This window comes from Nocardiopsis valliformis DSM 45023 (assembly GCF_000340985.1).
In the GTDB taxonomy this organism is placed as follows: domain Bacteria; phylum Actinomycetota; class Actinomycetes; order Streptosporangiales; family Streptosporangiaceae; genus Nocardiopsis; species Nocardiopsis exhalans.
The window spans coordinates 34,612-46,292 of the sequence record NZ_ANAZ01000047.1 but is presented as its reverse complement, the minus strand read 5'-3'; the positions used below and the strand labels follow the sequence as shown (position 1 = coordinate 46,292).

The 11,681-nt window shown below is 69.4% G+C and carries 8 protein-coding genes; 3 read left to right on the top strand and 5 right to left on the bottom strand.

Going from position 1 to position 11,681, the window contains the following annotated elements; translation table 11 throughout:
- The first annotated feature begins 286 nt into the window (after window positions 1-286).
- Both D457_RS0128980 and D457_RS0128975 read left to right on the top strand, forming a co-directional pair.
- Window positions 287-919: a class I SAM-dependent methyltransferase gene (locus D457_RS0128980; protein WP_026117138.1), complete on the top strand. Its 633-nt coding sequence runs from the start codon at window positions 287-289 to the stop codon at window positions 917-919.
- 402 nt (window positions 920-1,321) lie between these two features.
- Complete coding sequence (locus D457_RS0128975) at window positions 1,322-4,432, top strand: transglycosylase domain-containing protein (RefSeq protein ID WP_449406557.1); 3,111 nt, start codon at window positions 1,322-1,324, stop codon at window positions 4,430-4,432.
- 93 nt (window positions 4,433-4,525) lie between these two features.
- Here the strand turns inward: D457_RS0128975 and D457_RS0128970 are convergent, their stop codons facing one another.
- The 4 genes from D457_RS0128970 to D457_RS0128955 form a co-directional block, all read right to left on the bottom strand.
- Entirely contained in the window at window positions 4,526-5,587 is a 1,062-nt protein-coding gene (locus tag D457_RS0128970) for a prenyltransferase (RefSeq protein ID WP_017584166.1), read from the bottom strand.
- The gene (locus D457_RS0128965) at window positions 5,587-6,315 is read right to left on the bottom strand and encodes a class I SAM-dependent methyltransferase (protein WP_026117139.1); all 729 of its coding nucleotides are present in this window, start codon (window positions 6,313-6,315) and stop codon (window positions 5,587-5,589) included. The genes D457_RS0128970 and D457_RS0128965 overlap by 1 nt, the downstream gene beginning before the upstream one ends.
- 53 nt (window positions 6,316-6,368) lie before the next feature.
- A complete protein-coding gene (locus D457_RS0128960) occupies window positions 6,369-7,727 on the bottom strand; it encodes a glycosyltransferase family 4 protein (RefSeq protein ID WP_017584164.1) in 1,359 nt (452 codons plus the stop codon).
- A 167-nt stretch (window positions 7,728-7,894) separates the two neighbouring features.
- On the bottom strand, window positions 7,895-8,923 hold the full coding sequence (locus D457_RS0128955) for an MBL fold metallo-hydrolase (RefSeq protein WP_026117136.1): 1,029 nt from the start codon (window positions 8,921-8,923) through the stop codon (window positions 7,895-7,897).
- 403 nt (window positions 8,924-9,326) lie between these two features.
- On the opposite strand from D457_RS0128955, the gene D457_RS0128950 reads away from it, so the two are divergent.
- The gene (locus D457_RS0128950) at window positions 9,327-9,974 is read left to right on the top strand and encodes a TetR family transcriptional regulator (RefSeq protein WP_017584162.1); all 648 of its coding nucleotides are present in this window, start codon (window positions 9,327-9,329) and stop codon (window positions 9,972-9,974) included.
- 31 nt (window positions 9,975-10,005) lie between these two features.
- Here D457_RS0128950 and D457_RS0128945 read toward each other — a convergent pair whose 3' ends face one another.
- Entirely contained in the window at window positions 10,006-11,502 is a 1,497-nt protein-coding gene (locus D457_RS0128945) for a hypothetical protein (RefSeq protein ID WP_026117135.1), read from the bottom strand.
- Window positions 11,503-11,681: the final 179 nt, after the last annotated feature.

Genomic DNA, 11,681 nt, shown 5'->3' with positions numbered 1-11,681 from the left:
AGGGGGTTCGTTCTTCGGAACGAGCCTCCTCCTTTTTTGTTGCTTGGGTTTGTGAACATGTGAATGGTGGGGTGGGGGTTCACCCTCTGGGGCTCCTGTCACCTTGATCGTGCACCTTGGTCCCGTGGGGGTTGAGGGGAGCGATTTTGTGCCGCTTGCAACAGTGCGCGTGATGGGGCTTCGAACCCCCTGTGTCTGCGGTGCTTTGTCTTGGCCGGCGAGGAGTGCGGGTGATTGGGGTTGGGGTGCTGGTGAGGGGGGATTCTGGTGGTGGGAGAATTTCGGTATGACAAAGACAATCCCCGCGGATCTGCTGGCTGCTGCTGAGGCTGCGAAGGGCTTCATGCCCACTGATGAGGGGCTGGCCCTCTTTGAGAGCGCGTTGGAATACGCCGACCGTGGGCCGGTCGTCGAGATCGGTACCTACTGTGGAAAGTCCACAGTGTTTCTGGGCGCGGCTGCTCGGGTGAGCGGGGTGAAGATCATCACCGTGGACCACCACCGCGGGTCCGAAGAGCACCAGGAGGGCTGGGAGTACCACGACGCCTCGCTCATCGACCCGGTGACCGGGAAGTTCGATACCCTGCCGCACTTCCGGCACACCATGAGCAAGGCGGGCCTGGACGACGAGGTCATCGCGATCGCCGGGGCCTCCGTGGACGTCGCCGCAATCTGGGGCACCGAGCTGGGCATGCTCTTCATCGACGGCGGGCACAGCGAGACGGCCGCCCAGAACGACTACGCGGGCTGGTCCCCGCACGTCGCTGTCGGGGGTGCTCTCGTCATCCATGACGTGTTCCCCAACCCCGAGGACGGTGGTCGTCCGCCCTACAACATCTACTGCCGCGCTCTCGACTCCGGGAACTTCAAGGAGGTTCGTGTGGTCGGCTCCATGCGGGTCCTGGAGCGCGTCGCCTGACCCCTGGGGCGGGGGTGTGCCGTACGCCCCCGTCTCCTTCTGTGTACGATCGGTGATTTTCCCTGGTCACAGTTGTGTCAGAGGTCGCTCATGCGGGTGACTCAACACCCTGCCTGTGACACACCTTCGAAGGGTAAGCCTTCGGTAAGAAGTGACCGCGCGGTTACGGATTTGACCTTGACACGGTTACGTGCGGGTATCGTGGCGGTGAGGGTGGAGCGATGGTGGCGATTTCCCTGTGAATACCGCTTCAGTCCCGAATTGAACTGAACCGATCAGGGGCACTCGCGCGTCAAACACCAGGACGGCACAGTGCCGGACGTGATTTGCCTTGGGGGCGGGGAGCTGAGCAAGAGCACACACGGCAGTGACGGGACGGATGGACAGCGTCCTGACTCGAACATGCCGGAGACGAACGACACCTCTGCTGAGGAGCTGTCCAGTCATGCGACCCCCCAGGGTGACAACCTACCCACCGCTGGTGAGGATCAATCTACAGGGGAGGCATCGGCTGAGGAGCAGGGGGACGATGGCCTGCCCGAACCGGAATTCATCGCGGGGCCGATCGCCTTCAAGACGAGTGGCACCTTCTTCCGTGACCGCGTAGCGCAGACCTTGGCTGAACAGGGCTTCGAAACCGGTGATATGAGCTCCCTGGAGTCGGAGACTCCGCCGAGCGATGCTTCGGAGACCGCTGACACGCGATCCGACAGCACGGAGAGCACCGACGCGGCTGCCGAAGACGATGGCGATGACGGTGCTGAGCTCGAGGAGCCTCGGACGGAGAGGATTCCGGTCGAGGAACCCCAGGGTTCCGCTGAGTCGGACTGTGAGCCCGCCACGGAGAAGATCCCGGCGCGGGGGCAAGAGGAGCCCGTCGGTGACCCGGTGGCCGCGGCTGCCGCCGTGACCGAGACCGGACCCGCGACCCAGCCCTTCCAGCTCCCGGACGAGGACGACGACCAGGGGCACACCCCGAAGGACTCCGACGAGCCCCGGACCGAGGCCATGCCTGCGCCCGCCCCGGGTACGGTGCCCTTCGCGGCTGCTCCTCCCGAGGCCGAGCACCGCGCGGAGTCCGGGCCGGCGGGGGAGAGCACCGACGCCGAGACGGCTGCCCTATGGCCCGAGGCCCGGCGGCTGTCTGACTACGTCTCGGACAGACCCTCGTCGGAGGACCCCGAGTCCTCCGACAGTGAGTCCGGTGTATGGGCGCCCGGCGCTGCCGCTGCGGCGGCCACGCCGCCAGGCGGTGCCACGCCTCCTGGTACTCCCGGCGGCCCTCAGGGGTTTTCCGGCGGACAGCAGCAAGGCCCGGCGGCTGAACACGCCGCAGGCGGTGCGGCTGGTGGCCCCGGTGGGCCCAAGGGTCCGCCCAGTGGTCCCGGTGGCCCCAAGGGGCCCGGCGACAAGTCCGGCAAGAAAAAGAAGGGCAAGAAGCCGCTGTGGCTGCGGCTGCTGCGTGCCTTCCTCATAGTCACCGGCCTGCTCATCATCCTGGCCTGCGGCGCCTTCGCGTTCCTTTACAGCACTGTCGAGGTGCCGGACGCTGCGAAGGCCGACGCCGTGGAGCAGGGGTCGACCTTCTACTTCGCCGACGGTGAGACCGAGTTCGCCTATCGGGGGACCGACCGTGACGTCATCACCTACGACGAGATGGTGGCCGGCGGCGACCAGGTCGTCGAAGCGGTCATCTCCGCCGAGGACCGCGGGTTCTGGACCGAGCCCGGTGTCTCGCTGAGCGGCACCATGCGTGCCGTGTGGTCCACGGTCACCGGTGAGCAGGTACAGGGCGGTTCGACCGTCACCCAGCAGATGGTCCGCAACTACTACGAGGGCGTCTCCCTGGAACAGACCGTGTCCCGCAAGATCCAGGAGATCATCATCTCCATCAAGGTGGATCAGAGCGAGGACAAGGAGTGGGTGATGGAGCAGTACCTCAACACCATCTACTTCGGTCGTCAGTCCTACGGCGTCCAGGCCGCCGCGCAGGCGTACTACAACAAGGACGTCGACGAGATCACCCCGGAGGAGGCCGCGTTCCTGGCCGCCGCCATCCAGCAGCCGACCCACTTCGGCCAGGCGGACGTGGAGACCACTCCCGGGATGGAGAACCGCTGGCAGTACGTGGTCGACGGCATGGTCACGACCGGGGCGATCACCCAGGCCGAGGCCGACGCCATGGAGTTCCCGGCCCCCGAGCCGGAGAAGACCGTGGAGAACATCTCCGGATACCGCGGGTACATGCTCCAGGAGGCCATGAGCGAGCTGGCCGACCTCGGCTTCACCGAGGACCACATCCAGCGCCAGGGCTACAAGATCGTCACCACCTTCGACGAGGACATGATGAACGCCGCCTACGAGGCGGTGGAGGAGATGGTTCCGCCGGAGAACCTCCCCGAGGGCGTCAACATCGGGCTGACCACCATCGACCCGAAGACCGGTGAGGTGCTGGCTTTCTACGGTGGACACGACTACGTGGAGAACCAGTACGACAGCTCCTTCCTCGGCGCTGCCCAGGCGGGTTCGGCGTTCAAGCCCTACGTGCTGGCCACCGCGCTGGAGCAGGGCTACGGCCTCAACTCCACGGTGGACGGCCGCGGGCCGAGGGACATCGCGGGTTCCCGGGTGCAGAACGCGGGCAACGCCCCGGGCGGCGTCATGACGCTCACCCAGGCGACGACGGTGTCCAACAACCTCGGTTTCGTCGAGCTGGCCCAGGAGGTCGGCTTCGAGGAGGTCCGTCAGACCGCTTATGACGTGGGCCTGCCCGACGGCAGTATCGGTGACAACCAGCTCGTCCCGGTGATGCCGCTCGGCGCCACCAGCGTCCGCCCGATCGACCAGGCCAGCGGGTACGCGACCTTCGCCAACGGCGGCGTCCACATGGAGGCGCACGTCATCAAGGAGGTCGTGAACCAGGAGGGCGAGAACGAGCGGCCCGAGATCGAGGGCGAGCGCGCCCTCGAGGAGTCGACCGCCTCCGACGTCACCTACGCCCTGGAGCAGGCGGTCAACGGCGGTACCGGCACGGCCGCGCGGCTGTGGGACCACCCTGTGGCGGGCAAGACCGGTACCACCAACGGCAGCGTCGCGGCCTGGTTCGTGGGGTACACCCCGCAGCTGTCCACTGCGGTCGGGGTCTACAGCGGTAACAACGAGAGCTTCAGCATCCCGGGGCACAACATCTCCGGTGGCGGTCTGCCCGCCTCGATGTGGAACTCGTACATGAGCCGCGCAATGGAGGGCTACGAACGCGAGTCCTTCCCCAGCCCCGAATTCGGCGGCAACACGGAGAACTGGGCCCCGGACCCGGCGACCCAGCAGCCGCAGGAACCCCGGGAGCCGCAGGAGCCGCAGCAGCCGGAGAACCCCGAGCCCGAGGTTCCGGTGGAGCCCGAGGTTCCGGTGGAGCCCGAGATTCCGGTCGAACCGGAGGAGCCGGGCGGGCCGGGCGAGACGGAGGAGCCGGGGATTCCCGACTTCCCACCGGGCCGTGGTGACGAGGGCTGATGACGACAGCCGGATAGCGAAAGGAGGGCCTTGGTACCGGCATCCGGTACCAAGGCCCTCCTTGTGTTCTTACCTGAACCCTGTTCCAGCGGCTCAGACGCCGACCGGCTCCTGTTCCCAGGTGTGCAGGAAGACCCGGGAACCGGGCGTGGTGCCGGTGAGCGCGTCCACCGCCAGGATGACCGCCGCCGAGGTCCAGGTGCTGCGCTCCACCGGCCAGCGCACCTGTTCGGCGAACTGGTAACCGGTCCAGTAGACGCCGTCGTCGGCGTCGCGCAGGTGCTGGACGTCCCGCAGGATGCGGACCCCGGTTTCGGTCTCGCCCATGGCGGCCAGCGCCATGACCAGCTCCGAGGACTCCGCCGCGGTCACCCACGGCTGGTCGCTCACGCAGCGCACGCCCAGGCCGGGCATGACGAAGGTGTCCCAGCGCTCGGCGATCCGGGCCTTAGCGGCCTCGTCGCGCACCGCGCCGCCGAGGATCGGGTAGAACCAGTCCATCGAGAACCGGGAGCGGTCCGAGAACAGCCCTTCGTCGTTCTTGATGAGCTCGGCCAGCCGGTCCGCGGCCGCCGACCACTCCGGCCGCTCACGGCCCAGACGGGCGCCCAGGGCGGCACCGCAGTGCAGGGCGTGGTGCACGCTCGCGCACACCGTGAGCAGCGCGTGGTCGCCCGGGGAGCCGTCCTCGGAGCGGGCCCACAGAATCTCGCCCTGCTCGCCGCGCAGGGCCAGCACGAACTCCAGACCGCTCTCTACCACCGGCCACATGCGCTCGGCGAACGCGGTGTCGCCGGTGACGAGCAGATGGTGGAAGAGGCCCACCGCCGGGTAGGCGGCGTGGTTGGCCTCGCGCAGCTCCGTCACGGCCCGGCCCTGGCGGTACTTGGCGTACCAACCGCCGTCGGGGTGGCGGCTGCCGTCCAGCCACAGGTAGGCGCGGCGGGCCGCCTCGGCGTGCTCGGGGACGAGCCGGCCGGTGACGGTCAGGGCCATCGCGCACTCCACGTGGTCCCACACGTCGGCGTGGCCGCCGGGGAACCACGGGATGACCCCGTCGGCCTCCTGGGACCGCGCCAGGTAGTGGGCGGAGAGGTGGAGCTGCTCGGTGCTCAAGACTCCGGGCAGGTACAGGGCTTCTGGGGCGGACGCCATCAGGAGGCCGCGTCGGTGTGCGGCTTGCGCACGTACACGATGACGCTCTTGCCGATGACCGGGTTGAGCAGCTTCTCGGCCACGCGGGTCACCTTCGGGGCCTGGAGCATGTCCCAGACCAGCAGGTCGTGGTAGGCCTTGGCAGCCGGGTGGTCGTTGTTGTCGGTGCCCACCGCGCACTTGATCCACCAGTAGGGCGCGTGCAGGGCGTGCGCGTGGTGGTGCGGGCCGATCACGAAGCCAGTGGCCTTGAGCTTGGCCTCCAGCTCGGCGCGCGTGTAGATGCGGATGTGGCCGCCCTCGTTGGTGTGGTACTCCTCCGAGAGGGCCCAGCAGATGCGCTCGGGCAGGAAGCTGGGCACGGTGACGGCCGCGATGCCCCCGGGCTTGAGGACCCGGTACAGCTCCTTCATGGCGGCGGTGTCGTGCGGCAGGTGCTCGAAGATCTCGGCGGCCACGACGCGGTCGAAGCTGTTGTCGTCGAAGGGCATGTCGAGAGCGTCACCTTTGACGGTCTCGGCCTTGGCTTCGGCGGGCGCCTCACCCTCGTGGGCCATCGCGGCGAACATGGTCTCGACCTCGGCGAGGTCGTTCACGTTCTGGTCGAAGGCGACGACGTCGGCGCCGCGGCGGTAGATCTCGAAGGCGTGGCGGCCGCCGCCGCAGCCGAGGTCGAGAACGCGGTGGCCCGGGCCGACGGGGAACAGGTTGAAGTCGACGGTGATCAGTGGAAGCTCCCTAGGGGTGGTGCTGCGGGTCGTGGAGTGCGCGGCCTGCCGGGTCAGGCACCGTTCGCGCGGGCCCGCACGGGCGCGGGTCGGTTGTCGTCGTCGCCGGTACCGGCACTGGTCCCCTTGACGGCGTCGATAGTGGAGGCGTAGCGCTGGGCGGTCAGCTCGGCCACGGCCTTCCAGGTGAAGCGTTCCTGGACGCGGCGCCAGGCGGCGGCGCTCATCCGCTCGCGTTCGGCGTCGTCGTCGAACAGGGAGGTGAGTTCGGCGGCCAGTAGCTCGGGGTCGCCGGGCGGGATGAGCCGGCCGGCGTCGCCGTCGGTGCCCACCACCTCGGGCAGGGCGCCCGCGTGGCTGGCGATGAGCGGGGTGCCGCAGGCCATGGCCTCCACGGCAGGAAGGGAGAAGCCCTCGTAGAAGGAGGGGACGACCGCGACCTGGGCGCTGGAGATGAGTTCGCCTAGTTCCCGGTCGTCGATGCCGCTGACGAATTCCACCCGATCGCGCAGGCCGAGTTCGTCGACGAGCTGGTCGGTGGGGCCGCCGGGCTTGGGCTTGCTGACGATCGTGAGTGTGACGTCGCGTTCGGTGGCGAGCTTGGCGGCGGCGCGCAGCAGGATGCTGACGCCCTTGAGGGGGCTGTCGGCGCTGGCGGTGCATACGATGCGGCCGGGGACACGCTCCACCTCGGGGCGGGGGTGGAAGTAGCGGGTGTCCACGCCGAGCGGGGTGACCTCCATGGTGGCGGGGTCGACGCCGAACTCGCGGGCGATGTCGTCGGCGGAGGACTGGGAGGGCACCAGGATCGGGTCGAGCTTGCGCGCGACCTTGGCCTGCATCTTCACGAACCCGTACCAGCGGCGCTTGGAGAGCTTCTGGAGGCCCTTGGCCTCCTCCAGCTCGATGCGGCGGTCCACGCTGATGGGGTGGTGGATGGTGGTGACCAGGGGGATCCCTGCGGACTTGATACCGAGCAGGCCCCAGCCCAGGGTCTGGTTGTCGTGGACGACGTCGAACTCGCCCAGGCGGCGGCGGAGTTCGCGGTTGGCGCGCAGGGAGTAGGTGAGCGGCTCGGGGAACCCGGCGGTCCACATGGTGGCGACCTCGAGGACGTCGATCCAGTCGCGCCACTCGCGCACGGGCGGGGCGACGAACGGGTTGACGTCGTTGTACAGGTCCAGGGAGGGGAGCTTCTCCAGGGTGACGCCCTCGTCCAGGACGGGGTAGGGCTGTCCGGAGAAGACGGTGACCTCGTGACCGAGCGCGGCCAGTTCGCGGGACAGGTGGCGGACGTAGACGCCCTGTCCGCCCACGTGCTGCTTGCTGCGGTACGACAGGAGGGCGACGCGCAGGGGGCGGTCGCCGGAGGGCCGTGGGGTCGGTCCCGTGCTTGTGCCCGACTGGGTCAAGAGTCCACCTCTTCGTTGGGTCGCGTGCCCGGTCGCCGCCGTTGCTCCTGGCGGGCTCCGGTGTGGCCGGAGCCGCTGCTGGGGCGGCCGCTGGGATAGTTGCGCGCCCCCATATGTTACTCGCGAGTTCATTCGGGGTCGGCGCCGGGCTTTAGGTACAGGGGATCCTATTCGGGGCGCTGCGCTTGGGCGACGCTGACCCAGCGGGGCAGCTCCACCGAGCCGTTCCGGGTCGCCAGGCCGCGCTCCTCCAACAGGCGCAGGTGCGCGGCGGTCTCGGAGGCGGCCATGTGTCGGGCCAGGAGCCGCATGTCCGCCCAAGGGCGGCGCCACTCCAGGCACGAGGTGAGTTCCCAGAGGGTGGTGGGGCCCTGCTCGAGCAGGCGCGCCATGAAGTCCAGGCGTTCCTCGTGGTGGTCGATGATCTCCGCGGTGCGTGCGGTCAGATCCGAGAAGCGCGTCTCATGTGAGGGAAGACACAGGAGCCGGTCGGCCTCGGGCAGACGGCCGATGCGGGCCTGGGAGGCGATGAAGTCGCCGAGGGGGTCGCCGTCGGCGGAGTCGAGGGGGAACTGGCCCACGTGCGGGGTGATGCGCGGCAGCACGTGGTCGCCGGTGAAGAGCAGGTCGCGTTCGGCCAGGTGCAGGCACAGGTGGCCGGGGGTGTGCCCGGGTGTCCACAGCGGGCGCAGGTCCAGGCCGGGGACGTCTAGGCGCTCGCCGTCGCCGAGCGCGCGGTCGGGGAGTGCGGGTGACTGGAAGACGTTGGGGGCGGCGCTGAAGGCCTCGAGGTCCTGCTCGGGGAAGCCTGCGCGGGTCATCTGCTCCAGGACGGAGGCGCCGCGTTCGTCGGGGGTGCGCTCCTCCAGTCGCCGCAGGACCTCGATGTCGGCGGGGTGCATGGCGACCCAGGCGTCGGAGGCCTCGCGCAGGCGGCCGGTCAGGCCGGAGTGGTCGGGGTGGAAGTGGGTGAGCACGGCGCCCTGGACCTCGTCGACGCCGTGTCCGGCCTGTTTGAGGCCGCTGACCAGGGCGTCCCACGAGTCATCGTGGTCCCAGCCGGTGTCGATCAGGACGGGGCCGCCGGGCGCGGACAGCGCGTAGACGTAGGTGAACCCGATCGGGTTGTGGGGAACGGGCACGGGGATGCTCCACAATCCCTCGCCTAGGTCCTCTACTGGGGGGACTTCACGCATCCTGGGCCGACCTCTCCACTGGAAACCGAATCTGATTCGATTCTAGGGAAGGACTCGCCTGGGTCTTCGGGCGGTGGGTGCCCTACGGGTCCGGCTCGGGGTCGGTCCGGGCCCGATTTGCGTGGCCGAGTGTGGTCCAGGCCATATCGCCCGAGCAAAATAGAACATATTCTACTAAGGTCGAACGGGTCACCTGAAAGCTCGGGTCAAGTTCTCGTATTGCCTTCACTACATCGGGCAATGAGGCGTGGATCATGGGCGCGAAGCGCTGCGATGGTGGGAAGCTGTTGGGTAACGTGTTCTCGTAAGCCTGGTTGGCAGGGTACGCACCAGCCCGGCGCAGTTGGCCTCGGTCCGCCGCTCGACGGCGCGCGCGGAACCGGTGACGAATGGGAGAGACCCTGTGGCGGTGCAGGCAGCGACCGGAACGATGACGCGGAGTCAGACCCAGCGTCGTCGGCGCATCGTCCAGACCGCGGCCGCCCTGGCCGTACGCGGTGGCGTGGAGGCCATGCAGATGCGCTCGGTCGCCGAGCGCGCCGGTGTCGCCCTGGGCACGCTCTACCGCTACTTCCCCTCCAAGATGGACCTCGTCGTGGCTGTGGTCACCGAGGAACTCGACCTCCTGGAAGGCGGCATCGTCCGCCGCCCGCCCACTGCGGACTCCCCCTCCGGCAGGGCGGTCGACGTCCTGCTCCGCGCCACCCGGGGTCTCATGCGCGAGCCCGAGCTCGCCGACGCCCTGGTGCGGTCCCTGATCATGGCCGAGGTCAAGATCGAGCTCGACGTACGCATCAGCGACCTGGTGTGGCGGGTGGCCACCGGCAACCTGGAGGGCGCGGACACCACCGCTGCCGAGACCGGCGCCGACGACGAGTCCGAGAGCGCCGGTACCGGGGTGGACCGCGACAGCACCGGGTACGTCCTGGTCAGCTCGCTCACCAGCGTGTGGATCTTCGAACTGGTCGAGATCCTCAAGGGCCGCCGTGACGTCGACGAGGTCGAGGGTCGCCTCCAGATCGCGGCCGAGCGCCTGCTCGTCTCCTTTTAGCCAGTCCTCTTACCGGTCCCGCCCGGTCGCCCTAGTCTCCTGGGTCGCTTTGGCCGCTGCCGAACAGCAGGCCCAGCAGGCCGCCGAGCAGGCCGTTCGAACCCCCTCCGCCCTCGGAGCCCCCGTTGCCGGGATCGGTCTCGGGGGTCTCCTCCGGTGCGCCCGGGGCCGGGCCGCCGCCCTCCTCGGGGGCCCGGGGCGGAACCGGCTCCTCCCCGGGCTGTTCCGGGACCTCCTCGTTCGAACCCTCGCTGGTTCGCTCCTCGCCTTCGGAAACCCCCTCGTCCTCGGGGGCCTCCGCGGGGTCGCCGGGCTCCTCTCCCGGCGGCCCCGTCGCTTCCGAGCCCTCCTGGAGTGAGTTGCCCGAGGCCGAGGTCTCGGTCTGCTCGGTCCCCGGCTTGCCGTCGGAGGCGGTCGAGGCCGCCTCCACCTCCGAAAGGCCCGGACGCTGACCCGGCAGCGCGGGACCCGCGTCGATCATGGTGGAGGGCGCGCCTATGGCACTGGCCCACCACCACAGACCGAAAGCCACCGCGACCGTCGCCAGCCCCGAGACCGCCGGCAGCGGCCAGCGCCGCCGTCCCGGTCCGGTGATCTCGTCGAGCGGGTCGTGGTCGGGGGAGGGTAGTGGGGCGTGCACGTCCTCGTGGAGGGGGTGGTCGGCGGTGGTCAGCCGGTCGCCGGGCAGGGCCCGGGGGAGCGGCATCTCGACCGTGCCGCCCTCCTCTGGGGCCTCGACCACGGGCGCGCCGGGCGGGCGCGAGCGGTGGATCGGGTAGCCGTCCGCGGTGAGCGGCTGCATGGCGGCGGCGATGCGGGTGCGGTCCCCGGCCGCCTCGGGTGAGGTGCAGGTGTGCACGACCCGTGCGCGCAGACCGGGCGGCGGGCCCGGTGGCCGCAGCAGGGCCAGGGCGGAGGAGACCTGCTGGACCTGGGTGCGCCAGGTGTTGGTGGGGGTATCCGCCTCGGAGTCGCTCCCGGCGTCAGACTCGCCGAGGTCCTCCATTCCTTCGGCGGCGCGGCGGATCGCGGAGCGGGACAGCTCGCCGCAGATCCGCGGTTCCAGGCCCAGGACACGGGCCACAGCGGAGGTGGACAGCGCGTGGCGCAGGTTGAGTTCGACCAGTTCGCGGTGGCTGGCGGGCAGCCGGGAGAACATCCGTGCGACCGGGACCTCCGCAGGCACGGTGGCCAGGCGTGTGTAGGGGCAGGTGAGCGAGAAGCCGCGGCGCTGGCAGGCGGAGCGGACCAGGGCATAGAGCCAGGGCCCGCGGTCCGCGGGGTCGGTGAGTTTGGCCTCGAGCCCCACCCCGGCGACCAGAGCCTCGTGCACGGCATCGGTCACCGGGTCCTCGCCCGATTCCCCCGAGCCGGACTCTGCCGCGTCCGTTTCCCGCGCGCCCTCGACGTACCGTTCGGGGTCGCCCAACAGGGACCACGCGTACAGGTACAGCGACGGCGCGAAGGTGTCGTGCAGCGCCTCGACGACCTCTGCCGCCGGTACGTCTGTTTCGTTACCTCTGGTCACGATTCTCCCCCCGCTTCTGTGGTGACGCTAGCGAGGGGAGGCGTCTAGCGTGGGTGAATCGATCAGCTGTATCTGGAAGGTGAGACTTCTGTTACCGTCCAGGCGCGTCCGGCGTCACTCCGAACGCGCGTTCTGACCGTTCCCCGGCAGGCTCCGAAGGCCTCGAAAGCCCTGCAAGT